Raw genomic sequence first — 25,065 nt, forward strand, 5'->3', positions numbered from 1 at the left:
TCAGCCGGCCTCGGCCGCGTCCGCCTCGGGATCGAACGCCCACGTGCGGGCGAGCTTCCGCAGGCGGACGCCGCGCACCTGCCACATGGCCCACAGCGGCAGCCAGAGCAGGGGAGCGGTCGGACCGCCGATCGTGAGCCGCTCGCGCCACAGCGTCCGGCCATCCGCCGTCGCCGAGACCGCCATCTGGTGGTCCCAGACGTCGAGCGACCCGAGGGGACCGGTGAGCGGCATCCCCACGTCGCGGAGGATTCGGACGGCGCCGCCCTCCTTCTCGCGGTCGACGGTCGCGATGAGCTGAGAGCCGAGCGGGATGGCCCCCGTGTCGAGCTGGACGGCCGCGTCCGACCCCGACTCCCACTGGAGCGGCATCGGATCGGCGCCGAGCGGCCGCATGCGCACGATCGGGCCGTAGAGCTCCGCGAGCACGGCGGGCGAGTGCAGCGCACGCCAGGCGGCGTCGGCGTCGCAGTCGAGGACGAGCTTCTGCAGGATCCGCATGCTCCAGTGTCGCACCGGCGGCGCCGCGGCGGCGGAGGCTAGACGAGTCCGAGTTCGCGGGCGCGCACGCCGGCCTGGAAGCGCGACTCCGCGCCGAGCGCCTCCATGAGCTCGGCCACGCGACGGCGGTAGGTGCGCACGCTGAGCCCGAGGGCGCGCGCGGCCGACTCGTCCTTCACACCCTGGCTGAGCAGGTCCAGCACCTGCGGGGCGAGCTCGCGGATCTCGGCGCTCGCCGCATCGTGCACGTCGAGGTCGGTCGAAGCGCGCCACGCGGCCTCGAACAGCGACGTGACCCCCTGCACCGCGTCGCGCTGCGTGAGGATGCTGTAGCTGCGCACCCCGGCGCGCCGGTCTCCCGCGAGGATGGCCACGCGCCGGTCGAGGATGATCGTCTCGTTCACCTCGTCGGATGTCACGCGGATCGACACAGCGGGGTGGTGCCGGATCGCGGCCATCCGCTGCGCCCAGCCCGGGTCGAGGAGGGCGCCGCTGCGGAAGACCTTCCGCACCCTCGCATCGCGAGCCGGCTCGGGCATCGCGGCGGGACCATCCGCCTCCCAGCGCCAGCTCGCGAGCTCGTTGGCGGCGCACGTGATCTCGCGCGCGGTCGCGAACAGGTGGGCGGTCCGGCGCATCACCTCGGCCTCGCCGCGCACGACGGTCACGCTCTCGTCGGTCCGGGTCATGGTCGGCATGCCCTCCATGCTCGTCAGCGGCCGCGTGCCGCAGCCTCTCGTGGCAACAACCTGCCACGGGAGCGGATTCCCGTCGCGGCCGTCGCACGCTGAGGGCATGACCGCACAGAATGACACCCTCGCCCCCTCCGCAGCTCTCTCCGGCACCTGGCAGCTCGGCGACCGCACGGTCAACCGCCTCGGCTTCGGCGCGATGCGCCTGACCGGCATGCCATGGGACCCGAAGCCGCGCGACCGCTCCGACGCCATCGCGGTGCTGCGCCGCGCCGTCGAGCTCGGCGTGAACCACATCGACACGGCGGCCTTCTACTTCTTCGCGACGCGATCCGCCAACGAGCTGATCGCGACGGCGCTCCAGCCCTACGGCGACGAGCTCGTCCTCGCAACGAAGGTCGGAGCCTCCCGCAGCCGCGAGGGCGAGTTCGAGCCCTACGCGCGACCCGACCAGCTCCGCGCGCAGGTCGAGGAGAACATCCGCCAGCTGGGGGTCGAGCAGCTCGACCTCGTCAACCTGCGCTGGGGCGCCGGCCTGGGGAAGGAGGAGGGGTCCCTCGCCGACCACCTCGGCGCCCTCGTCGAGCTGCAGGGCGCGGGTCTGCTCCGCAGCATCGGCGTCTCGAACGTCACGGCCGGGCAGCTGCGCGAGGCCCTGGAGGTCGCGCCGGTCGTCTGCGTGCAGAACCGCTACGGGCTCGCCGACCGGGCGGACGACGACGTGCTCGAGCTCGCGCATGAGCGCGGCATCGCGTTCGTCCCGTTCTTCGCGATGGGGGCGGCGGTGCCGGGCGCGCTGCCGGGCGGCGGCCACGACGACACCGGCGCTGCCGAGGTCGCGGCGGTCGCGGAGGCGCACGGGGCGACCCCCGCGCAGATCCGGCTCGCCTGGACGCTCCACCGCGCGCCGAACGTCCTCGCGATCCCGGGCACGGGCGACCTCCGGCACCTCGAGGAGAACGTCACGGCTGGCGCCATCCGCCTCGCCGACGACGAGCTCGCGCTCCTCGACGGCGTCACCTCCGGGCGCTGACGTCCGATCCGGCATCCCTGGCCATCCGCAGCTCGGGGAGCGGCGTGCCGTCGGCCGCGTCCTCGACGCGCTCGACGCCGTCGAGCGCGAAGCCGTGCTTCTCGTAGAAGCGGATGGCCCGGGCGTTGCCCGCGAGCACCCACAGGTAGGCGGGTCGGTCGCCGATCGCCTCGCGGATCAGCGCGTCGGCGACGCCCGAGCCGTGGCGATCGGGGTCGAGGTAGAGGGCGTACAGCTCCCGCTCGGCGGGCGGCTCGGGATCGCGGGCCGGGCCCGATGACGCGAACCCGAGCACGCGCGCCCCCTCGAGCGCGATCCACGTCGGATTGCGGTTCTGCCGGAGGATGCGCTCCCACCGCCGAGCCCGTGCGGGCACCGACAGGCGCGAGAGCGTCTCGGCCGGCAGGAGGTGGGCGTAGGCGATGCGCCAGGTGCGGATGTGCACCTCCGCGAGCCCTCGGGCGTCGTCGGGTCGCGCTCGCCGGATCTCGATCGTCGTCTCCACCTCAGCACGATGCCGCATCCGGCCGCGCCCGCGCCAGGGGCTTGCGCCGAGCACTCGAGACGGTCGGGGAGAATCGAGGGATGGCCTCCGCGTTCGATCAGTCCTCGTATCAGGTGCGCTTCGACTGGGGAGTCGACGGGCTGCGGCGCCTCGCGCCCGCCGACGTCGTGATCGTGGTCGACGTCATCCGCTTCACCTCCAACGTCGCCGCCGCGGTCGCACGCCGCGAGCAGGTCGCGCTGGCCGACGCGCACGCCGTCTCGATCAACGGCGCCGCGGTCGCGCAGGCCGCCGCGGGCCTGGAGCACGCACCGGTCGTGCTCGCCGGGGCGCTGCGCAACGCGGCGGCCGTCGCCCGCGCCGTGCTCGCCGAGCAGGAGCGCCGCGGCGCCCGCACGAGCATCGCCGTCATCGCGGCGGGCGAGACGGATGGCGCCGGGCTGCGGTTCGCGGTCGAGGACCAGCTCGGCGCGGGCGCCGTGATCGCGGCACTGTCGGACCTCGGCATCGACCACTCCTCGCCCGAGGCCGTGGTGCCGGCCGAGTCGTTCAGGGCGCTCCGTCGCGCGGTGAAGCACCTGCTGACCGCGAGCGGCTCGGGCCGGGAGCTTGACGGCGACCCACGGCACGCCGACGTGAAGCCCGCCGCGGCGATCGACGACCTCGACGTCGTGCCCGTGCTGCGGGACGGGGTGTTCACGGCCCTGGGCTGAGGGGCGCGGCCCTGTTCAGGTCGCAGTTTCGGCCGCTATTAGGCCCGTTTGGGGACGGTTTTTGCGACCCGGGCGGGGTGGGTGGGTGTCGACGGGGCTCGGTTGAGGGGCTGGCCCTGTTCAGGTCGCGGTTTCGGCCGATATTCGGCCGTTTTGGGGGCGGTTTTTGCGACCTGGGCGGGGTAGCGGGGTCGACCCCTGTTCAGGTCGCGGTTTCGGCCGCTATTCGGCTGTTTTGGGGACGGTTTTTGCGACCTGGGCGGGGTGGGTGGCGCGGGACTTCCGCGCACGACGCGGCCCCGGCCATCCGACCGGGGCCGCGTCGCAGCGGGTGAGCGGGACTACCGCCCGGCGCGCACCTCGTCGGTGCGGATCACGCGCGAGATGGGCGACGGGCCCTGGCCGTCCTCGGGGAGCTCCGGCAGCTTCGAGAAGTCGGGCTCGTCGTGGTCGTCGGTCATCGTCTCCTCGTCGAACGGCCGCTCGCCGCGGAGCACCTGGCGCGCCTGGTCGCGGTCGAACTCGCGCGTCCACGTCGCGATGACGATCGAGGCGACGGCGTTGCCCGTGAAGTTCGTGAGCGCGCGGGCCTCCGACATGAAGCGGTCGATTCCCGTGATGATGCCGACGCCGTCGACGAGGTCGGGGCGGTAGGTCTGCAGGCCGCCCGCGAGGGTGGCGAGCCCCGCGCCGGTGACGCCCGCGGCGCCCTTCGACGCGATGATCATGAAGACGAGCAGCCCGATTTGCTCCGAGATCGACAGCGGCGTGCCCATCGCGGTGGCGATGAACAGCGACGCCATCGTGAGGTAGATCGCGGTGCCGTCGAGGTTGAACGAGTAGCCGGTGGGCACCGTGATGCCCGCGACGGGCTTCGAGACCCCGAGGTGCTCCATCTTCGCGATGAGGCGGGGCAGGGCCGACTCCGACGACGACGTGCTCACGATGAGGAGGTACTCGCGGGCGAGGTACTTCATCACGGAGAAGATGTTGATGCGCGCGGTGAACCACAGCACGGCGGCGAGCACGACGCCGATGAAGAGGATGCACGTGACGTAGAAGCCGATCATCAGCGTCCCGAGCGCGAGCACGGCGCCCCATCCGGTCGAGCCGACGACGCCGGCGATCGCGCCGAAGGCGCCGATCGGGGCGACCCAGAGGATCATGGTCAGCACGCGGAAGACGACGGCCTGCACGAGGCGGATGCCCTCGAGGATGCGCTCGCCCTTGGCGCCGAGGCGCTGGATGGCGAAGCCGACGAGCAGCGAGACGAAGAGCACCTGCAGGACCGACTCGCCCGTGAGCGGCGAGAAGAGCGTCGCGGGGATGATGCCCATGAGGAAGTCGGTCGTCGACTCGGCCTCGCCCTCGACCTCGTAGCCCGGGTTGCTGAGCTGGAGTCCCTCGCCGGGGTGGATGAGGTTGCCGACCACGAGGCCGATGAAGAGCGCGAACGTCGACATCACGAGGAAGTAGCCGAGCGCGAGCCCGCCGACCTTGCCGACGGTCGCGGCCTTCGCGATAGAGCCGATGCCGAGCACGATCGTGCAGAAGATCACCGGGGCGATCATCATCTTGATGAGGCCGACGAAGGCCTTGCCGATCCAGGCGAGCGATGCGCCGAAGTCGGGCCAGATGAGTCCGACCGCGATGCCCGCGACCACGGCGATGATGACCGCGATGTAGAGCCAGTGCTGCTTGTCGATGCCGCGCCTGCGCTGCGCGGCCTGTGGCGTCGTCGCCATGGTGCGTCCTCTCCTTCGGGGCACCGGAGCCTCGGGTTCGCGGTCCGGCGTGCGGGGTTCATCCTGTTCCGGGGCGGATAGACCGGACGACTTGCGTGCATAGTGTTCGCGTCGAGAGGCGGAGGGCGAGGGCGCGCGGCCGACACAATGGGGGGATGGCACGACGAGGCGCCGGGATCGGCGCGCGCGGACGACGGCGCAGCGTGGCGGCGTGGGTGCTCGGCGTGCAGACGGCCGTGCTGCTCGCCGGCGGGGCGATCGTGTTCGGCGTGCTCGCGTGGGACGCGCAGACCGCGGCGCACGCGGACGCGGAGGAGCGCTCGACGAGCCTCGTGCTCACCCTCGCGAGCGAGCCGACGGTGATCGAGGTCGTCTCCGCCGCTCACGGGCGCATCGGCGCCGACCCGGAGGGCGCCGTCGCGACGGCGTCGGCCGAGCTGCAGCCGTACGTCGAGCGGATCATCGCCGCGACGGGCGTCTCGTACGTGACGATCATGGACACCGATCGCACCCGCTATACGCACGCCGACCCCGCGCGGATCGGCGGCGCGTTCATCGGCACGATCGCGCCCGCCCTCGAGGGGGAGACGTTCACCGAGGTGTACTCCGGCACGCTCGGGCCCTCGGTGCGCGCGGTCGCTCCCGTCGCGGACGACGGCGAGATCGTCGGCCTCGTCTCGGCCGGCGTGACGCTCGAGAACGTGACCGGGTCCATCCTGCTGCGTCTGCAGCTCGTCGGCCTCGCCACGCTCGCGGTCGTGGGGCTGGGAGCGCTCGCGACCATCCTGCTGTTCCGCCGCCTCTACCGCGTGACCGACGGTCGTGATCCCGACGAGCTCGCGCGGCTCTTCGCCGCTCACGAGGCGGTGCTCCACTCGCTCGAGGAGGGCCTGCTGCTCGTCGAGCGCCCGCGATCGGATGGCGCGGCGCGCGTCGTGCTCGCGAACGACCAGGCGGGCGTGCTGCTCGGGATCGCGGAGGAGCCGCCGTTCGCGGTCGACGACCCGACCCTCCCGACCGAGGTGCGCGACGTGCTCACCGGGCGAGAAGGCGGAGCCGTCGTGCGGGTGGGTGCGCGCGAGCTCGTCGTCGACCGGTCGGAGATCGAGCTCGGCGGCCGTCGCGCGGAGATCCTCGCGCTCCGCGATCGCACGGAGCTGCGGCGGATGGCCGGCGAGCTGTCGTCGGTGAAGACGATCTCCGATGCGCTGCGCGCGCAGGCGCACGAGTTCGACAACCGCCTGCACGCGATCGCGTCGCTCATCGAGCTCGGGCGCCCCGACGAGGCGCTCGCGTTCGCGGCGTCGGAGCGCGACCTCGGGCAGCGGCTGGCTGACCGCGTGCTGCACGCCGTGGATGAGCCGGTCATCGCGGCGCTCGTGCTCGGCAAGGTCGCGCAGGCGCATGAGCGGGCCGTGGAGATGCACTTCGAGACCCATCTCGCCCCGGGAACGCATGGCCTCCCGCCGGCCGACGTCGTGACCATCCTCGGCAACCTCATCGACAACGCGATCGAGGCGTCGGCGAGGCGGGCGGCGCGCACGGGCGTCCGCGATGCGTGGGTGGAGGTGTATCTCGGCGAGACGGAGGACGATGCGCTCGTGTTCCAGGTGACCGACAGCGGAGACGGCGTCGCGGCGGCCGACCGCGAGCGCATCTTCGAGCGCGGGTTCTCGACGAAGGCCGATGACGCGCAGGGCCATGGCTACGGTCTCGCGCTCGCGCGTCAGGCCGCGCGCGGGCTGGGCGGCGACATCGAGGTCGCCGAGGCTCCGGGCGGGGGAGCCGTCTTCACGGCGACGCTGCCACGGCCGGATGGGGCGGGAGCCGCGGGGGAGGACGCGGCCCGCGCGGGGGAGCGGTCATGACGCCGATCCGGGTCCTCGTCGTCGAGGACGACCCCCGCGCCGCGCAGGCGCACGGCGCGTACCTGGCCCGCCTCGATGGATTCGCGCTCGTCGGGACCGCGCACACCGCGGCATCCGCGCGCCGGGCCATCCGCGATGCATACGCGACAGACGATCGCATCCATCTCGTGCTGCTCGACCTCAACCTGCCGGATGGTCACGGGCTCGAGCTGTGCCGAGAGCTGCGGGCGGCGGGGATCGCGATCGACGTGATCGCCGTCACGGCCGTGCGTGAGCTCGGTGCGGTGAGGCAGGCCGTCGCCGTCGGCGTCGTGCAGTACCTCATCAAGCCGTTCACGTTCGACGTGTTCGCGGCGAAGCTGCGTGCGTACCGCGAGTACTTCGAGCGGATGCGGTCGCCCGTGTCGGCGCTCAGCCAGCGCGAGGTGGACACGGCGTTCGCGGCGCTGCGGACGACGAACCTGCCTGGGCTGCCGAAGGGACTCTCTCAGGAAACCCTCGATGCGGTCACGGAGCTCATCGCGGCCGAGGGGCTCTCGGCATCCGAGGTGGCCGACGTGCTCGGACTCTCGCGGGTGACGGCGCGCCGGTACCTGGAGTTCCTCGCCGACGGGGGCGTCGTGGCGCGCTCGCCGCGTCACGGCGGCCGCGGGCGCCCCGAGCTGGAGTACCGGCGCGTCGAGTGAGGAGGCCCGGGGTCTTACCGCGGCGTCATCGCGGCGACGCGGTCAGCGCGCGTGATCTCGCGGCGCTCCCACGTGAAGAGGAAGCGCCGGTCGAACGTCGGCGCGCACTTCACGCACGACGACGCCCGCGCCGGACGCCGATGACGGTACACCGTGTGGCCGCCCGGGCACGTGCCGACCCAGGGCGCGAGTTCGGTCGCCGTCTCGCCGTCGTGTGTCGTGCCGCCGACGTAGCCGAGGTCGCGGGCGATGCGCTTCCAGGCCTTGCCGTGCCCCGCGGCGCGCCCCGCGAGGGCGTGCGCGACCTCGTGCAGCAGGGTCTGGTGGTTCGTGTCGTCGTCGTACCGTGCGGCGAGGTAGCGCGAGACGGTGATCCGCTTGCGTGAGAAGTCGCACTGGCCGGCCCGGCGCTTGGCGTTGTCGAAGGCGAAGCTCCAGCTCTCGTCGAGGTGCTGGGCGATGAGGGCTTCGGCCCATCGGGTGACGCGCTGCAGATCCGACACGCTTCGAGGCTAAGCGCCCCCGCCGACAACGCGGCCCAGCGCTCGCCGCCGGGTGGGCGTGTGTCGCGTGCGGCCGGTGGGCGAGGGCGGGGCGGAGGTGCGGAGGCGTGGGGCGTGGGGGCGGAGGCGTGGGGTGTGGGGCGCGGGGGCGAGGGGCGTGGGCTTCCATGTCTCACTTGGCGCGGCCATCCGCCGGTCTTTCTGGTCCGTGGTGAGACACGCATGGTTCGCCGGGGTCACCTGCCTCGGCACACGGCACGTCGTGTCTCACCTGGTGCGGGTATCCCGCGGCTTATCCCGCCGGGGGTGAGACATGTGGTGTCGGCAGGGCCACCGTGTCTCGCCCGCCGCGGTTATCGGCCCGTCTTTCCCGCCAGAAGTGAGACACGCAACGCCCGCCACCCGCCCGTGTCTCGCCCGCCGCGGCTATCCGCCCGTCTTTCCCGCCGAGAGCGAGACATGCATAGACTGGGGCGCATGGGGACTCTGTGCAGCGCGCTGACGGCGTGCGTCTACGTCCGCGACCGCCGCGCCTGACGGCGCGTTCGCAGGTCGACCTTCTCCGCGCCGTCGTTCCGGATGCCATCGCGCCCGGACGCGCGTCCTCGCTCACGCCCGACGTGCCCGGGCGCTCCGAATCCTTCCCTGGAGCGCTCGCATGCGACCCCGATCCATCCATGGCGGACGCCATGAACTCGGACAGAACTTCCTCATCCACCAGCCCACCATCGACCGGCTCGTCGCCCTCGTCGCCGACACCACCGGGTCGGTGCTCGAGATCGGCGCGGGAGACGGCGCCCTCACCCGCCGCCTCGCGACGTTGCCGCGCGACCTCACGGCGCTCGAGATCGACGAGACGCGGGTGCGCGGGCTCCGCCGCCGCCTGCCCGGCGTGCGGATCGTCCGCGCCGACGCGCTCGGCCATCCGCTCGACGCCGACGTCGTCGTGGGCAACCTGCCGTTCCACCTGACGACGCCCCTGCTGCGTCACCTCCTCGCCGCGCGGCGCTGGACCGACGCCGTGCTCCTCACCCAGTGGGAGGTCGCGCGCAAGCGGGCGGGCGTCGGCGGTGCGACCCTCATGACGGCGCAGGCCGCGCCGTGGTTCGCCTTCGCGCTGCACGGGCGCGTCCCGGCGCGGGGCTTCCGCCCGGTGCCCGGCGTCGACGGCGGCATCCTGACGATCTCGCGCCGGCCGACCCCGCTCATCCCGACCCGGGAGCGGCGCGGCTACGAGCGCTTCGTGCGCTCCGCCTTCACCGGCCAGGGGCGGGGGATGGCCGAGATCCTGCGCCGTGCGACGGGTGCGGATGGCCGCAGCGCGCGTCGTGCGCTCGCGGCGTGCGGCATCGACGCGGCGCGTCTCCCGCGCGATCTCCAGCCCGAGGACTGGGCGGCGCTGTGGCGGGAGGTGTCGCGGCGGTAGCCGTCAGCTCGCGACGGCGGAGCGGGGGCGACGGCGCTCGGCGGCCTCGATCGCCGACATCGTCGCCTCGAGCTGCTGCTCGGGGGCGCCCATCTCCTGGCGCAGGAAGAGCACGCGCTTGAAGTCCTGGCGGGCGCCCTCGAAGTCGCCCGCGTCGAAGCGCGTCTTGCCGCGGTGCTGGAGCGCGAAGGCGGCGATGCCCGCCCACTCCTGGCCCTCGGCCTCCTCGATGCAGGTCGACAGCTCGTACTCGGCGGCCGCGTACGCGCCGCGGAACTGCTGCACCGTCGCGTGCAGCACACGGGCGCGCAGGAGGTCCTTGCGGGTTCCGGCCATCCGCGCGACGCGGACGGCCTGCTCCGAGATCGAGAGGGCCTCGTCGAGCTCGCCGAGCACCTTCAGTAGCCACACCCGCTCGAGCAGAGCGGGGAGGCTCCGCTGCGGGCCGATCTCCGCGAGGCGCTCGCGGCACTCGGCGGGGTCGACGACCTCACGAAGGGTCTCCGGATCGTATCCGTGGATGTAGCTCAATTCCCACTCCCTTCCGCGCAGTCGCCTGTCCAGTGTGCAACGCGTCCGCGCATCCGCCGGGCAGGCACACCGGGCCGGGTCGGATCGATCGCGGATCGGAAGAAACGCGTCCGCGTCAGCGCTCGAAGAGCGACGCGGACGGCTTGGGCGAGGCCGTCGCATCCGCGTCGGTCGCGGGGAGGGCGCCGCGCACGAACTCGTCGATCTCGCGGCCCTCGGCGACCTTCGCGGGGTGCGGCCCGGCCGCCATGAGCCGCGGCAGCCACTCGGTCGGGAGGGGCGCCGCCGACGCCGCGACGACGAGGTTGCCGAAGCGCCGGCCCTTGAGCACCTGCACCTCGGCGAGCACGACGACGTGCGGCAGCACATCGCGGATGGTCGCCACCTGCCTCCGCGCGAACGCGAGGCCCGCGCCATCCGCGACGTTGACGAGCAGCACGCCGTGCGGCGCGAGGAGCGCGGCGGCCGCGCGGTAGAACTCGACCGTCGTGAGGTGCGCAGGCGTCTGCGCGCCCGAGTACACGTCGGAGACGAGCAGGTCGACCTGCCCCGTCAGGGCGGAGGGGAGTCGTCCGAGGCCCTCGCGTGCATCGCCGATCCGGATGCGGATGGCCGCGCCGCGAGGGAGCGGGAGCTGCGCGCGGACGAGGTCGACGAGCGCCTGCTCGAGCTCGACGACCTGCTGCCGCGACCCCGGCCGCGTCGCGTCGATGTACCGCGGGATCGTGAGGCCCCCGCCGCCGAGGTGCACGGCCGTGAGCGGGCCGGGCGGCAGCTGGTCGATGACCGCGCCCATCCGCGCGACGTACTCGAAGTGAAGGTGCGTCGGGTCGTCGAGGTCGACGTGCGACTGCGGGGTGCCGTCGACGATCAGCTCCCAGCCCGAGCCGAACTCGCTCGGCGCGATCCGCGCGATCGACCCGTCCGACAGACGTGCCTGCGGCTCGTCGCGCTCGTCTCTCCGCTGGCGTCCCATGCGTCCATCCTCTCGCGGGGCGGTGCGTCTCGTGCTGCAGGGCTCTCGCGGGGTCAAGGGCGATGCGCGTCGGCGAGCCAGCGCAGGTACCGGTGCCACGGATCGCCGTCGGCGAGCGACGCGATGTGCGCGAGCAGCTCGGGCGCGGCCGTGAACCACTCGCCGCCCTCGCGCAGGTGCGCGAACTGCGCGTGCCGCGCCTGCTCGACCGGCCTCCCGCCCTGCTCGAACGCGAGCAGCTCCTCGTGGCGGATGGTGCGGAGCCGGCGGCGGGGATCGGTCGACGTCCCGATCTTCACGCGCTCGGCGTAGCGGAGGTAGTAGACGACCTCGACGCGCGGCGGGGCGAGGTCCGCGTCGGGAGCGTCGCCGACGATCCATCCGCACCGTGCGCACCGCGGCCATCCGCCGACGCGCTCGCCCTCGCGCCCTCCGCAGAAGGCGCACGGGTCGGCCAGTGTCGTCACCCGCCGAGGCTACGCCGGGGCTCCGACACCATCGCCGCGACCGGCGCCCTCACCGGCGCCCTCACCGGCTCCCGAGCCGGCCCGCGGCGCCGCCGGGCGCGCATTTATACCGGACAGTCCGAGCGAGGTCAAGGACTCCGCTTGCCACGGCGCGTCAGAGGGTCTATGCTTGAGATTTGCGCTCTTATGGGTCATCCATGCCTTCATATGGTGGTCGGCTGGCTCCCGTGATCCCCGCAGATAGCGGCGTGCGAATCACAGGATAGACCCGAAGCGCACCTCACCTGTCGACAAGGAATCTAGCGGCCCCGCACGCGGGGCTCATGGAGGTTTTCCCCTTGGCTGCTGCGCGCAACGCATCCACCACCACCCCGAAGAACGGACGCGGAGCATCCCGCCTCTCGTTCGCCAAGATCTCCGACACGCTCACGGTCCCCGACCTGCTGGCGCTGCAGACCGAGTCGTTCGACTGGCTCGTCGGCAACGAGGCCTGGAAGGCCCGCGTCGCCGAGGCGAAGGCCGCCGGACGCACCGACGTGCCCGAGCGGAGCGGTCTCGACGAGATCTTCGAGGAGATCTCGCCCATCGAGGACCTGAGCGAGACGATGCAGCTCTCGTTCACCAACCCCTACCTCGAGCCCGAGAAGTACACGATCGAGGAGTGCAAGGACCGCGGCAAGACCTACGCGGCCCCGCTCTACGTCGAGGCCGAGTTCATGAACCACCAGACCGGTGAGATCAAGACTCAGACGGTCTTCATGGGCGACTTCCCGCTGCAGACCGACAAGGGCACGTTCATCATCAACGGCACCGAGCGTGTCGTGGTGTCGCAGCTCGTCCGCTCGCCCGGCGTCTACTTCGACAAGACCCCCGACAAGACGTCCGACAAGGACATCGTGTCGGCGCGCGTCATCCCCAGCCGCGGCGCATGGCTCGAGTTCGAGATCGACAAGCGCGACCAGGTCGGCGTCCGCATCGACCGCAAGCGCAAGCAGTCGGTCACGGTGTTCCTCAAGGCCCTCGGCCTCTCGAGCGACGACATCCTCGCCGAGTTCGCCGGCATCTCCTCGATCGAGGAGACCCTCGCGAAGGACACGATCCTCACGCAGGAGGAGGCGCTCCGCGACATCTACCGCAAGCTGCGTCCGGGCGAGCAGGTCGCCGCCGAGGCCGCGCGCTCGCTGCTCGACAACTTCTACTTCAACCCGAAGCGCTACGACCTCGCCAAGGTCGGCCGCTACAAGCTGAACCAGAAGCTCGGCCTCGACAAGCCGCTCACCGACTCGGTGCTCACGGTCGAGGACATCGTCGCGACGATCAAGTACCTCGTCCGCCTGCACCGCGGCGACGAGACCTTCGAGGGCGTCCGCAAGGGCGGCGAGGTCGTCGACCTCCGCATCGAGGTCGACGACATCGACAACTTCGGCAACCGTCGCATCCGCGCGGTGGGCGAGCTCATCCAGAACCAGGTCCGCACCGGTCTGTCGCGCATGGAGCGCGTCGTCCGCGAGCGCATGACCACGCAGGACATCGAGGCGATCACGCCGCAGACCCTGATCAACGTGCGCCCCGTCGTCGCCGCGATCAAGGAGTTCTTCGGAACGTCGCAGCTGTCGCAGTTCATGGACCAGAACAACCCGCTCGCGGGTCTGACCCACAAGCGCCGCCTGTCGGCGCTGGGCCCCGGCGGTCTCTCGCGCGACCGCGCGGGCGTCGAGGTCCGTGACGTCCACCCGTCGCACTACGGCCGCATGTGCCCGATCGAGACGCCGGAAGGCCCGAACATCGGCCTCATCGGCTCGCTCGCGTCGTTCGCGCGCATCAACGCGTTCGGCTTCATCGAGACGCCGTACCGCCGCGTCGTCGACGGCCGCGTGACGAACGAGATCGACTACCTCACCGCCGCCGAGGAGACGCGCTTCAACGTCGCCCAGGCCAACGCGGTCCTCAACGAGGACGGCACGTTCGCCGACGAGCGCGTGCTCGCGCGTCAGCGCGGCAACGAGGTCGACCTCGTGCCCGCCGACGAGGTGTCGTACATGGACGTCTCGCCGCGCCAGATGGTGTCGGTCGGAACCTCGCTCATCCCGTTCCTCGAGCACGACGACGCGAACCGCGCGCTCATGGGCGCCAACATGCAGCGTCAGGCCGTTCCGCTCCTCGTCGCCGAGTCGCCGCTGGTCGGCACCGGCATGGAGGGCTACGCGGCCATCGACGCGGGCGACTCGATCATCGCCGACAAGGCGGGCGTCGTCACCGACGTCACGAGCGACTACGTCTCGGTGCAGCTCGACGAGGGCGGCCGCCGCGACTACTTCCTGCGCAAGTTCGACCGCTCGAACCAGGGCAACTGCTACAACCAGCGTGCGATCGTGACCGCGGGCGAGCGCGTCGAGGTCGGCGAGGTCATCGCGGATGGTCCGGCGACGGAGAACGGCGAGCTCGCGCTCGGCAAGAACCTGCTCGTCGGGTTCATGTCGTGGGAGGGCCACAACTTCGAGGACGCGATCATCCTCAGCCAGAACCTCGTGAAGGACGACACCCTCACCTCGATCCACATCGAGGAGTACGAGGTCGACGCCCGTGACACGAAGCTCGGCAAGGAGGAGATCACCCGCGACCTCCCCAACGTGAGCCCCGAGCTCCTGAAGGACCTCGACGAGCGCGGCATCATCCGCATCGGCGCCGAGGTCCGCCCCGGCGACATCCTCGTCGGCAAGGTCACGCCCAAGGGCGAGACCGAGCTCTCGGCCGAGGAGCGCCTGCTCCGCGCGATCTTCAACGAGAAGAGCCGCGAGGTCCGCGACACGTCGCTCAAGGTGCCGCACGGCGAGCAGGGCACGATCATCGCGGTCAAGGAGTTCAACGCCGAGGAGGGCGACGACGAGCTCGGCTCGGGCGTCAACCGCCGCGTCGTGGTCTACATCGCCCAGAAGCGCAAGATCACCGAGGGCGACAAGCTCGCCGGCCGTCACGGCAACAAGGGCGTCATCGCGAAGATCCTCCCCGTCGAGGACATGCCGTTCCTCGCGGACGGAACGCCGCTCGACGTCGTGCTGAACCCGATGGGCATCCCCGGTCGAATGAACTTCGGCCAGGTCCTCGAGACGCACCTCGGCTGGATCGCCAAGCAGGGCTGGAAGATCGAGGGCGAGCCCGAGTGGGCCGTGCACATCCCCGAGGACGCCCGCGAGGTCGCCCCCGGCACGAAGGTCGCGACCCCCGTGTTCGACGGCGCCTACGAGTCCGAGATCGCGGGTCTGCTCGACTCGACGCTCCCGACGCGCGACGGCGACCGCCTCATCGACCGCTCGGGCAAGGCGCAGCTCTTCGACGGCCGCACCGGCGAGCCCTACCCGGCTCCGATCTCGGTCGGCTACATGTACATCCTGAAGCTGCACCACCTCGTTGACGACAAGATCCACGCGCGCTCGACGGGCCCGTACTCGATGATCACCCAGCAGCCGCTCGGTGGTAAGGCGCAGTTCGGCGGTCAGCGCTTCGGCGAGATGGAGGTGTGGGCCCTCGAGGCCTACGGCGCCGCGTACGCGCTGCAGGAGCTCCTCACGGTCAAGTCCGACGACATCCTCGGCCGCGTCAAGGTGTACGAGGCGATCGTCAAGGGCGAGAACATCCCCGAGCCCGGCATCCCCGAGTCCTTCAAGGTGCTCATGAAGGAGATGCAGTCGCTCTGCCTGAACGTCGAGGTCCTCTCGTCCGACGGCACGGCGGTCAACCTCCGCGACACCGACGACGAGGCCTTCCGCGCTGCGGAGGAGCTCGGCATCAACATCTCCAGCCGATTCGAGTCCGCCTCGATCGACGAGATCTGATCCGGCCAGCCGATTTAGAGATTTCCGAATACAGGAGAACTAGTGCTCGACGCAACAACTTTCGATGAGCTTCGCATCGGCCTGGCCACCGCCGACGACATCCGTCGCTGGTCCTTCGGCGAGGTCAAGAAGCCCGAGACCATCAACTACCGCACGCTGAAGCCGGAGAAGGACGGCCTCTTCGGCGAGCAGATCTTCGGTCCCAGCCGCGACTGGGAGTGCGCCTGCGGCAAGTACAAGCGCGTCCGCTTCAAGGGCATCGTCTGCGAGCGCTGCGGCGTGGAGGTCACCAAGAGCTCCGTCCGCCGTGAGCGCATGGGCCACATCGAGCTCGCCGCGCCCGTGACGCACATCTGGTACTTCAAGGGCGTTCCGTCGCGCCTCGGGTACCTGCTCGACATGGCGCCGAAGGACCTCGAGAAGGTCATCTACTTCGCCGCCTACATGGTCATCTCGGTCGACGAGGAGGCGCGTCACCGCGACATGCCGACTCACGAGAACAACCTGCGTCTCGAGATCAAGAACCTGAACGACCGTCGTGACTCGCGCATCGCGGCTCGCCTCCAGAAGCTGGAGGAGGAGCTCGCGGCTCTCGAGGCCGAGGACGCCAAGGCAGACCAGAAGAAGAAGGTCCGCGACGCTGCCGAGAAGGAGATGGCGACCATCCGCAAGCGCGCGGACGAGTCCATCGCCAAGCTCGAGCGGATGTGGGAGGAGTTCCGCTCCCTCAAGGTCGGCGAGCTCAAGGCGGAGGACGACGTCTTCCAGGAGCTCCAGGACCGCTTCGGCCAGTACTTCGAGGCGCACATGGGTGCCGAGGCGATCCAGCGTCGCCTCGCGGAGTTCGACCTGGAGGCCGAGGCCGAGTCGCTGCGCAACCAGATCGCCGAGGGCAAGGGCCAGCGCAAGATCCGTGCGATCAAGCGCCTCAAGGTCGTCAACTCGTTCATCTCGACCGGCATGACGCCGGCCGCGATGGTGCTCGACGTCGTCCCGGTCATCCCGCCGGAGCTGCGCCCGATGGTCCAGCTCGACGGCGGCCGCTTCGCCACGAGCGACCTGAACGACCTCTACCGTCGTGTGATCAACCGCAACAACCGTCTGCGCCGCCTTCTCGACCTCGGGGCTCCCGAGATCATCGTGAACAACGAGAAGCGCATGCTGCAGGAGGCCGTCGACGCGCTGTTCGACAACGGCCGCCGCGGTCGCCCCGTCACCGGCACCGGCAACCGCGCCCTGAAGTCCCTGAGCGACATGCTCAAGGGCAAGCAGGGTCGCTTCCGCCAGAACCTGCTCGGAAAGCGCGTCGACTACTCCGGCCGTTCGGTCATCGTCGTCGGCCCGCAGCTCAAGCTGCACCAGTGCGGTCTGCCCAAGCAGATGGCGCTCGAGCTGTTCAAGCCGTTCGTGATCAAGCGCCTGATCGACCTCGGTCACTCGCAGAACATCAAGGCCGCCAAGCGCGCGGTCGAGCGCACGCGTCCCGAGGTGTGGGATGTGCTCGAGGAGATCATCCGCGAGCGCCCGGTTCTCCTGAACCGCGCCCCCACGCTGCACCGTCTGGGCATCCAGGCGTTCGAGCCGCAGCTCGTCGAGGGCAAGGCCATCCAGCTGCACCCGCTCGTCTGCGCGGCGTTCAACGCCGACTTCGACGGCGACCAGATGGCCGTGCACCTTCCGCTGTCGGTCGAGGCCCAGGCCGAGGCGCGCATCCTCATGCTCGCGTCGAACAACATCCTGAAGCCGTCGGACGGCCGTCCGGTGACCCTGCCCTCGCAGGACATGATCATCGGCCTGCACCACCTGACCACGCTCAAGGACGGCGCGACCGGCGAGGGCCGCGTGTTCGGCTCGGTGTGGGAGGCGCAGCTCGCCAAGGAGGAGGGCACGCTCGACCTCCAGGCGAAGGTCCGCATCCGCATCCCGGGTCTCGAGTTCCTCGAGGGCCAGGCTCCGGAGGGCTACGACAAGCACGGCCTCGTCGACACCTCGCTCGGCCAGGCGATCTTCAACGACCAGCTGCCGAAGGGCTACCCCTTCGTGCGCGAGCAGGCCGACAAGGGCAAGCTCTCGCAGATCGTGAACAAGCTGGCCGAGGAGTACCCGAAGGTCGTCGTGGCGGAGACGCTCGACAAGATCAAGGACGCGGGCTTCTACTGGGCCACGCGCTCGGGTGTCACGGTCGCGCTCAGCGACGTGCTCACGCCGCCGAACAAGGCCGAGATCGTCGCGCGCTACGAGCAGCAGGCCGCGAAGGTCACCGCTCAGTACGAGAAGGGCCTCACGACCGACGAGGAGCGCCGCACCGAGCTGGTCCGCATCTGGACCGAGGCGACGGACGAGATCCAGAAGGAGATGCGCGCCAACTTCCCGGCCGACAACACCATCAACCGCATGGTGTCGTCGGGTGCCCGTGGTAACTGGCTGCAGATCCGGAACATCGCGGGTATCCGCGGTCTGGTGAACAACCCGAAGGGCGAGATCATCCCCCGCCCGATCATCTCGTCGTACCGCGAGGGCCTGTCGGTGGCGGAGTACTTCATCGCCACGCACGGTGCCCGCAAGGGTCTCGCCGACACGGCTCTCCGTACGGCCGACTCGGGCTACCTCACGCGTCGTCTCGTCGACGTCTCGCAGGATGTCATCATCCGCGAGGAGGACTGCGGCACGTCGAAGGGCCTCGAGTACCCGATCGCCGCGGCCGACGCATCGGGCGTGCTCGTGCGCGACGCGAACGTCGAGAACTCGGTGTTCGCCCGCAGCCTCGCGGTCGACGTGGTCGGGGAGGACGGCACCGTCCTCGCGCAGGCCGGCCAGGACGTCGGCGACGTGCTGATTGACCAGCTCGTGGAGTCGGGCGTCACCTCGATCAAGGTGCGCTCGGTGCTCACGTGCGACTCGGCGGTCGGCGTCTGCGCCCGCTGCTACGGCCGCTCGCTCGCGACCGGCAACCTGGTCGACATCGGCGAGGCCGTCGGCATCATCGCGGCCCAGTCGATCGGCGAGCCCGGCACGCAGCTCACGATGCGCACGTTCCACACCGGTGGATCGGCGTCGGCAGACGACATCACGCAGGGTCTTCCCCGCGTGCAGGAGCTGTTCGAGGCCCGCACCCCGAAGGGCGCTTCGCCCATCGCGGAGGCGGATGGCCGCATCACGATCGAGGAGACCGAGAAGCAGAAGAAGGTCATCCTCACGCCCGACAACGGCGACGAGCCGCACGTCTACCCGGTGCTGAAGCGCGCGACGCTTCTCGTCGAGGACGGCCAGCACGTCAAGGTCGGCGACCCGCTTCAGGTCGGCACGCTCGACCCGAAGGAGATCATGCGCGTGCAGGGCGCCCGCGAGGTGCAGAAGTACCTCGTCGGCGGCGTGCAGGGCGTGTACCGCTCGCAGGGTGTGCCGATCCACGACAAGCACATCGAGGTCATCGTGCGCCAGATGCTGCGGAAGGTCACCGTGGTCGACCACGGCGAGACCGACCTGCTGCCGGGCGAGATGGTCGACATGCGCCGCTACCAGGACATCAACCGCGCGGCGATCGCCGAGGGCAAGCGCCCCGCGTCGGGTCGTCCCGAGCTGATGGGTATCACGAAGGCGTCGCTCGCGACGGAGTCGTGGCTGTCGGCCGCGTCGTTCCAGGAGACGACGCGCGTGCTCACCGAGGCCGCCATGCAGGGCAAGCGCGACCCGCTGATCGGTCTCAAGGAGAACGTCATCATCGGAAAGCTCATCCCCGCGGGGACGGGCCTGTCGAAGTACCGCGATGTCGTGGTCGAGGCGACGGAGGAGGCGAAGAGCGAGCGGTACCCCAACCGCATCTTCGCGTCGGACGGCGCCTACGCCGAGGGCGACTACTCGTTCGTCGACTTCGACGCGTTCTCGACCGACGACTTCACGCCCGGGACGTACAACTGATCCGGCTGTGAAGCACGCCAGGAGGCCCCGGGGTTCGCCCCGGGGCCTCCTTCGTCGTCCGGGGCCGGATGGCCCTCCCGGCAGACGCGTGTCGCGCGCGGGCGCCGGGTGCGGGCTCTACCCTGGTGCCATGGCGATCGGGGGACGCAATCTCGCAGCCACGTGGATCGCGGGGCTGCTGATCGTGGGGATCATCGGCGCGATCCTGTGGGTCGCGTTCCCGTCGTTGCACATCGTCGGCGACTGGGTCGTCGCGGCGGTCGACTTCTTCTTCGACTGGCTCCGCTCGATCACGCCGACACGCCCGTAGAGCCCGACATTCCGCGGCGAGGCTCCGGCGACACGCCGCGCCGCGTAGGTATTCTCGCGGGCAGGGGAGAGTCCCCGTCGTGAGGAGTGCTTCTGATGAGCGACGCCCAGGGTTCGAACGGCGGACCGCGCAACGGCGATCCCATCGAGGAGTCGGCACCCGCCGACGCGCCCGAGACCGCCGTGCCCGAGAACGACGACGCCCGTGCGACCGACGCGTGGTCGCCCGCGGATGGCCAGGGCGCGGAGAGCGCTGAGGTCGCGAACTCGGACGAGCGCGTCGCGGGCACCTTCACGGAGTCCGCGGAGCCCGCCCCCGCTGCGCCCGCGTCGAGCGAGGCCCCGGCGGCACCCGCGTCGAGCGAGGCTCCGGCGGACGACTCCGAGGCAGGGCCCGCCGACGCGGCCATCCCGGCGGCATCCTCGGACGAGCCCCACATGCCGGCCGCTCCCGAGGACGACGCCACGGCCGCCGATGCGCCCGTCGCGGACGCTCCCGCCGATGCACCCGCGTCCACGCACATCCCGCCGGTCGACAACGACCACGACGGCGAGCCCGACTACGCGGCCCTGGCCGCCGAGCTCGAGGAGTTCGAGCGCCGCAACGCGGACGCGAGCGACTCCTTCTCCGCGCCGGGAGCCGCAGGGCCCACGGCCGCGGGCGTCGCGGCAGCGGGTGCCGCCGACGCGCAGGACAAGCGGAACGACCCGTGGTTCGAGCCGGCCAAGACCGAGACGTTCTCGGCCTCGGAGCCGGCGGTCACGGCATCCGAGCCCGTGGTCGAGCCGCAGACGACGGCTGCCCCGGTCGCACCCCAGCCGATCTTCGTGCAGGCGCCCGAGCCGCCGAAGGTCCGCGGCAACCGTGGCGCGGCCGGCCTCATCGGCCTCGTCGCCGCGATCGTCTTCGCCATCCTCTACTTCGCCGCGACCCTCGGCTGGCGCCTGCTCGCCGGCGAGGCCGAGCTCTCGACCATCGCCGAGCCCGCCGTCGCGCTTCTCACGAGCTTCGAGTTCTGGGTTCCCGTGGTCGTGTTCTGGCTCGGCTTCTGGCTGCTCGGGGCCCTCGTGAACCGTGCCCGCTGGGGCAAGTGGGTCATCTTCGGCCTCCTCGTGGGCGTGATCTCCTACGGCGGGCACCTCCTCGGCCAGCTGTTCCAGGCGCCGTTCTGGATGCTCACGCCGTCGCAGGGGTCGGAGCTCGTCGCCGAGAGCCTGCTGTCGCCGGTCGCGATCGTCGCGTTCATCCTCGGCCGCGAGATCACGATCTGGTTCGGCGCCTGGGCCGCCCGCCGCGGCGCCAAGGTCACGGCGCAGAACGCCGAGGCTCAGGCCGAGTACGAGCGCACGCTCGAGGCAGGTCCGCAGCTCTCGCAGTGACCGCACCTCTTCGCGAAGGCGAGGGGCTTCCCGCAGGGACGCTCCTCGCCTTCGCTGTCGCTGCCGACGGCGCGCTCGTCGTCTGCGGGCTGGGCTTCGGCAGCCTCCTCACGGGCAGCGATGTCATCGAGACTCCGGGCATCGGGATCGTCCCGGCCGCTCTTGCGGTCGTCGTGAGCATCGCGGTGTTCGGCCTCGCGCTGTGGCCCGCGCTGCGCATCCCTCATCCGAGCTTCGTCCGCGTGATCGGGGTGCTGTTCGCGTCCGCCGCGGCCTACGGCGCGGCGCTCTGGCTGCTCGCGCTCGCGTTCGGCGCGGGCATCGCGTCGGCGACGGCCGCGGTCGCCGACGTGACGATCGGATGGCCGGTGCCGGTCATCGCCGGCTCCGCGGCGGTCGCGGCCTGGGGTGCGATCGCCGTGCGGCGCACGCGCGCGCGGCGCCCCCTCTGGCCGTGGGAGCGCCACGATGACGACGAGTAGCCGAGAGTCCGCACCGCGAGAGCCCGGGCGTCATACCCTGTGATCATGGAGCGCGCGCTCGACTCGCAGGTGGCGCAGGCGGTGGATGCCTGGCTCCGCTGGCTGCCGCGCTGGCAGCCGGCGACGCACCGCGGTCGATCCGCGCCCTGCCGCCGCTGCTTCGGCTCGCCCGTGCTCTCCGCCGCGGGGGTCGGATCGGATGTCCCGCACGGCGTCCAGCACGGCCTCTCGACCCGCATGAAGAAGATCGTCGACCTCGCGGTCGCCGAGTACACCGCCCGGAACCTGCCGCTTCTCCAGCTCGAGCTCGACCAGCAGGCGGCGCGGAATCAGGCGCGCTCGTATCGTCCGGGGGAGGACCTCGCCCCGGAGTACGAGGGGCTGCCGCTCGACCCGGATCCCGTGCCGGGCGCGCCGTTCCTCTTCACGATCGAGGGGCTCGCGAGCGAGGCCGACGCCGAGGTGCCGAGCCTGCCGCCGCTCTCCGACGAGGCCAAGGAGGCTCTCCGCCGCGAGGTCGGTCTGGCTGACGAGTATGCGAACCTCGTCGGGCGCGAGATCTGCTCGCTGCTCCTGGGGCACCGACTGCGGATCCAGGCCGCGATCGTGGAGTTCGTCGAGCCTCAGGTCGAGGCCATGCTGGCCGAGCTGACGCGCTCCCTCGACACGCCGTTCGGTCCCGACGACTTCCTCTCCGGGCCGGGCAAGACCCCCTGAAACGCGACATCCCCGCCTCCGAGGAGACGGGGATGTGTCCATTTCGGTGGGCAGTTGTGCCCATCGAAATCGTCGAATCAGCTCTCGCGAGCGAGCGATCCGAGGGGCTCACCGGTCTTGTCGAAGACCTCGAGAGTGGTCTCTCCGACCGTGATCGTCTTGACCTTCGAGAGCCACGTGTCGACCCCGGGGCAGCCCTTCAGCGTGCTCGCCGCGAACGTCACGGTGACGGTGTCGCCGTCCTGCTCGTAGCGGCCGCCGATGCCGTTGCACCCGTCATTTCCCTGGAATTTCCCGTCCTCCGAGAAGGTCAGGTACGGCTCGTTCTCCTCGCTGCTCTGCCAGGTTCCGACAACCGAGTTCACGTCTTCCACCCCTTCTCCGCTGGTCGCGTTCGACGCGCAGCCGGCGAGCGCGAATCCCGCGAGCATCATCGCCGCTGCGGCCGTGATCCGCTTCCTGACCATGTCGTCCCCCGTTCATGTCGGCGAATGTGGACTTGCGTTTCATAGTAGGTGTGCGGATACTCTGGGTTCGCTGTGTCTCTCCCGAGAGACCCAAGCTTCCGGGGGCTGTGGGCCGAACCAGGCCTGGACCCCTGTTCCGAGAAGTTCGCACAAACGAGATCTGGGGGACTGGGTTTGAAGTCTTCAATTACGCGCGTCGCGCGTCTGGGAGCGCTGGGCGTCGCATCGGCGCTGGCGTTCGGCGGTGTCGCCGCGACGTCGGCGACCGCTGTCGAGGGCGCGGTCGCGCCGACCGAGGGAGAGGCCTTCGAGGCGCTCGCGCTCGACCTGTTCAAGGACGAGGCCGTCACGGGCGTCCTCCACGACGGCGCGGGCAATGTCGTCGTGCAGCGCCTCGAGGAGACCGCGGGCTCCGCTTCGGCCAAGATCGACGCGTCCGCCGCGGCGGCGGAGATCGCCGGCGCGTACGAGAACGTGAAGATCGTCCCGGTCACCGAGGACGAGCTCGCCAAGCCGACCGCTGCGACCGACGTCGTCGGCGGCTACGGCATCGGCCTGTTCGACAACTCCGGCAGCGGCGGCGTCTGCTCGGTCGGCTTCCCCGCGTGGACGCCCGACGGCAAGCCCGCCGTGCTCACCGCCGGCCACTGCACGGGCGATGGCGCCTACAACAACGTGTACCTCACCGACCCCAAGGGCGACACGGCCGGCGGCGGCGCGGAGGACCTCTCGACGGTCACGCCGACGCACGAGGTCGGCCAGGTCGGCTTCAACCAGTTCGGCGGCTCGGGCAACACCGCCGGCGAGCCCGGCAACGCGACCGACATCGCCGCGATCGACGTCACGAACGCCGACCTCGACCTCATCGCCGCGATGACCGACTGGAAGAACACGAACGACCTGTCCGCGTCGCTCGCGTCGAACATCACGGGCGTCGGCACGGCCGAGGTGGGCGAGAAGGTTCAGCGCTCGGGCCGCACCACGGGCTACTCGTCGGGCGTCGTCGACACCGACCAGATCAACCCCTACGTCGACTACGAGGGCTACATCGAGGTCGACGGCCGCCTGGTCAAGGGCTTCTCGGCACAGACGCGAGTCATCCCCGGTGACTCGGGTGGCACCATCCTCCAGGGCAGCACCGCCGTGGGCGTCGTGACGGCCACGTTCGAGTTCAACGGCGAGCCGCACATGTGGGGCGCCGACCTCAAGACGGGCCTCGAGGCCGCGGCCGGCTACACGGTCAAGCTCGACCTGCCCGAGGCGAAGGTCACCTCGGTCGAGGACGGCGCGAACGTCTCGTGGAACGCCGAGCTCTCGGGCACGGCCGGCGCGAACGCCGAGGTCGAGTACGCGTTCGTGAAGCAGGGCGCGAAGGCGTCCTGGGAGAACAGCGCGAAGACGAAGGCCGACGGCGAGGGCAAGTGGACGCTCACCGGCCCCGCGACCCCCGGCGACTACACGATCTACGCCCGCTCGACGAGCGGCTTCAACACGTCCGACGTCACGTCGATCGACGTGCAGGTCTTCCCGACCGCTCCCGGCATCACCTCGCCGGAGAACGGCAAGACCTACACCGACCCGGTGACGAAGATCACGGGCAACGCGGCGCCGAACACCGAGGTCACGCTCTCGGGTGACGTCAACGCCAAGGTCACGTCGGACGCCGACGGCAACTGGTCGCACAGCGTCGACCTCGCTGACCGCCGCGAGTACACCGTCAGCGCGCAGCAGACGATCAACGGCAAGACCTCGGACCGCACCACGGTGACCTTCACGGTCGGCGCGGCTGCTCCCGCGGCGCCGGAGTTCATCAACCCGGTCGACGGCGGCTCGTACGTCGAGGGCCAGGTCCCGACGACGATCACCGGCACCGGCACGAACGGCGCCACGGTCGAGCTCCGCGTGGGCGACAAGGTCGTCGGCACGGGCACGGTCGACGCCAACGTGTGGTCGATCAAGATCGAGCAGCTGCCGGTCGGCGAGCACAAGCTCGCCGCTCGCCAGATCGTCGACGGCGTGGCCAGCACCGACGCCGTGATCACCATCACGGTGACGGCCGCTCCGCAGGAGCCGCAGCAGCCTGAGCAGCCGCAGGGCGAGGAGAGCCCGACCCCGGCTCCCCAGGACCCGCAGCAGCCCCAGAAGCCCGAGCAGGAGAAGGACGGCAAGCTCGCTCCCACGGGCGCGGAGTTCAACGCCACGGCTCCGATCGCCATGGGCCTCGGCCTCGCGGTCGTCGCCGGCGGTGTCCTCCTCATCGCGCGTCGGCGTCAGCTGAACTCGGAGCGCTGAGCACGAGTTAGCGCATAGCGC

21 protein-coding genes are annotated in these 25,065 nt (G+C 70.9%); 12 read left to right on the plus strand and 9 right to left on the minus strand.

The window, feature by feature from the left end; translation table 11 throughout:
* Both M1D56_RS03400 and M1D56_RS03405 read right to left on the minus strand, forming a co-directional pair.
* Complete coding sequence (locus M1D56_RS03400; protein WP_271174438.1) at window positions 1–501, minus strand: hypothetical protein; 501 nt, start codon at window positions 499–501, stop codon at window positions 1–3.
* 38 nt (window positions 502–539) lie between these two features.
* Window positions 540–1,199: a DNA-binding response regulator gene (locus M1D56_RS03405; RefSeq protein ID WP_455968869.1), complete on the minus strand. Its 660-nt coding sequence runs from the start codon at window positions 1,197–1,199 to the stop codon at window positions 540–542.
* 97 nt (window positions 1,200–1,296) lie between these two features.
* Here M1D56_RS03405 and M1D56_RS03410 point away from each other — a divergent pair, with 97 nt between their 5' ends.
* Window positions 1,297–2,226, plus strand: a complete 930-nt coding sequence (locus M1D56_RS03410) for an oxidoreductase (protein ID WP_456284690.1) — start codon at window positions 1,297–1,299, stop codon at window positions 2,224–2,226.
* Here M1D56_RS03410 and M1D56_RS03415 read toward each other — a convergent pair.
* Entirely contained in the window at window positions 2,210–2,731 is a 522-nt protein-coding gene (locus M1D56_RS03415) for a GNAT family N-acetyltransferase (protein ID WP_421074660.1), read from the minus strand. The two genes, M1D56_RS03410 and M1D56_RS03415, sit on opposite strands and share 17 nt — an antisense overlap.
* A gap of 80 nt (window positions 2,732–2,811) precedes the next feature.
* Between M1D56_RS03415 and M1D56_RS03420 the strand changes: the two genes are divergently transcribed.
* The gene (locus M1D56_RS03420; RefSeq protein WP_456284691.1) at window positions 2,812–3,444 is read left to right on the plus strand and encodes a 2-phosphosulfolactate phosphatase; all 633 of its coding nucleotides are present in this window, start codon (window positions 2,812–2,814) and stop codon (window positions 3,442–3,444) included.
* Between the two features lie 341 nt (window positions 3,445–3,785).
* Here M1D56_RS03420 and M1D56_RS03425 read toward each other — a convergent pair whose 3' ends face one another.
* The gene (locus M1D56_RS03425) at window positions 3,786–5,189 is read right to left on the minus strand and encodes a cation:dicarboxylate symporter family transporter (protein WP_282980209.1); all 1,404 of its coding nucleotides are present in this window, start codon (window positions 5,187–5,189) and stop codon (window positions 3,786–3,788) included.
* Window positions 5,190–5,344: 155 nt separating this feature from the next.
* Here M1D56_RS03425 and M1D56_RS03430 point away from each other — a divergent pair, with 155 nt between their 5' ends.
* Window positions 5,345–7,057: an ATP-binding protein gene (locus tag M1D56_RS03430; RefSeq protein WP_456284692.1), complete on the plus strand. Its 1,713-nt coding sequence runs from the start codon at window positions 5,345–5,347 to the stop codon at window positions 7,055–7,057.
* A complete protein-coding gene (locus M1D56_RS03435; RefSeq protein ID WP_421074665.1) occupies window positions 7,054–7,743 on the plus strand; it encodes a response regulator in 690 nt (229 codons plus the stop codon). The genes M1D56_RS03430 and M1D56_RS03435 overlap by 4 nt, the downstream gene beginning before the upstream one ends.
* 14 nt (window positions 7,744–7,757) lie before the next feature.
* Here M1D56_RS03435 and M1D56_RS03440 read toward each other — a convergent pair whose 3' ends face one another.
* Window positions 7,758–8,246, minus strand: a complete 489-nt coding sequence (locus M1D56_RS03440; RefSeq protein WP_271174452.1) for a SprT-like domain-containing protein — start codon at window positions 8,244–8,246, stop codon at window positions 7,758–7,760.
* A 658-nt stretch (window positions 8,247–8,904) separates the two neighbouring features.
* Between M1D56_RS03440 and erm the strand changes: the two genes are divergently transcribed.
* A complete protein-coding gene (erm, locus tag M1D56_RS03445; protein WP_282980214.1) occupies window positions 8,905–9,672 on the plus strand; it encodes a 23S ribosomal RNA methyltransferase Erm in 768 nt (255 codons plus the stop codon).
* A gap of 3 nt (window positions 9,673–9,675) precedes the next feature.
* Here the strand turns inward: erm and M1D56_RS03450 are convergent, their stop codons facing one another.
* The 3 genes from M1D56_RS03450 to M1D56_RS03460 form a co-directional block, all read right to left on the minus strand.
* Window positions 9,676–10,203, minus strand: a complete 528-nt coding sequence (locus tag M1D56_RS03450) for a hypothetical protein (protein ID WP_271174454.1) — start codon at window positions 10,201–10,203, stop codon at window positions 9,676–9,678.
* 115 nt (window positions 10,204–10,318) lie between these two features.
* On the minus strand, window positions 10,319–11,179 hold the full coding sequence (locus M1D56_RS03455; RefSeq protein ID WP_456284693.1) for a spermidine synthase: 861 nt from the start codon (window positions 11,177–11,179) through the stop codon (window positions 10,319–10,321).
* A 53-nt stretch (window positions 11,180–11,232) separates the two neighbouring features.
* A complete protein-coding gene (locus M1D56_RS03460) occupies window positions 11,233–11,646 on the minus strand; it encodes a GIY-YIG nuclease family protein (RefSeq protein WP_456284694.1) in 414 nt (137 codons plus the stop codon).
* A 338-nt stretch (window positions 11,647–11,984) separates the two neighbouring features.
* Between M1D56_RS03460 and rpoB the strand changes: the two genes are divergently transcribed.
* The 6 genes from rpoB to M1D56_RS03490 all read left to right on the plus strand — a co-directional run bounded on the left by rpoB (window position 11,985) and on the right by M1D56_RS03490 (window position 22,285).
* Window positions 11,985–15,479, plus strand: coding sequence for a DNA-directed RNA polymerase subunit beta (gene rpoB / locus M1D56_RS03465; RefSeq protein WP_324012344.1), 3,495 nt, complete (start codon window positions 11,985–11,987; stop codon window positions 15,477–15,479).
* A 42-nt stretch (window positions 15,480–15,521) separates the two neighbouring features.
* Window positions 15,522–19,397, plus strand: a complete 3,876-nt coding sequence (gene rpoC / locus M1D56_RS03470) for a DNA-directed RNA polymerase subunit beta' (protein WP_271174458.1) — start codon at window positions 15,522–15,524, stop codon at window positions 19,395–19,397.
* A gap of 130 nt (window positions 19,398–19,527) precedes the next feature.
* Window positions 19,528–19,707: a hypothetical protein gene (locus M1D56_RS03475; RefSeq protein ID WP_271174459.1), complete on the plus strand. Its 180-nt coding sequence runs from the start codon at window positions 19,528–19,530 to the stop codon at window positions 19,705–19,707.
* A gap of 95 nt (window positions 19,708–19,802) precedes the next feature.
* A complete protein-coding gene (locus tag M1D56_RS03480; RefSeq protein ID WP_456284695.1) occupies window positions 19,803–21,086 on the plus strand; it encodes an ABC transporter in 1,284 nt (427 codons plus the stop codon).
* Window positions 21,083–21,568, plus strand: coding sequence for a hypothetical protein (locus M1D56_RS03485; RefSeq protein ID WP_456284696.1), 486 nt, complete (start codon window positions 21,083–21,085; stop codon window positions 21,566–21,568). The genes M1D56_RS03480 and M1D56_RS03485 overlap by 4 nt, the downstream gene beginning before the upstream one ends.
* A 45-nt stretch (window positions 21,569–21,613) precedes the next feature.
* Window positions 21,614–22,285, plus strand: a complete 672-nt coding sequence (locus tag M1D56_RS03490; RefSeq protein ID WP_282980224.1) for a spermidine/putrescine ABC transporter substrate-binding protein — start codon at window positions 21,614–21,616, stop codon at window positions 22,283–22,285.
* 77 nt (window positions 22,286–22,362) lie between these two features.
* Here the strand turns inward: M1D56_RS03490 and M1D56_RS03495 are convergent, their stop codons facing one another.
* Window positions 22,363–22,752, minus strand: coding sequence for an META domain-containing protein (locus tag M1D56_RS03495; protein WP_271174463.1), 390 nt, complete (start codon window positions 22,750–22,752; stop codon window positions 22,363–22,365).
* A 174-nt stretch (window positions 22,753–22,926) separates the two neighbouring features.
* Between M1D56_RS03495 and M1D56_RS03500 the strand changes: the two genes are divergently transcribed.
* Entirely contained in the window at window positions 22,927–25,044 is a 2,118-nt protein-coding gene (locus M1D56_RS03500) for a hypothetical protein (RefSeq protein WP_456284697.1), read from the plus strand.
* The last annotated feature ends 21 nt before the right edge of the window (window positions 25,045–25,065 follow it).

Source organism: Microbacterium sp. JZ101 (genome assembly GCF_053903175.1).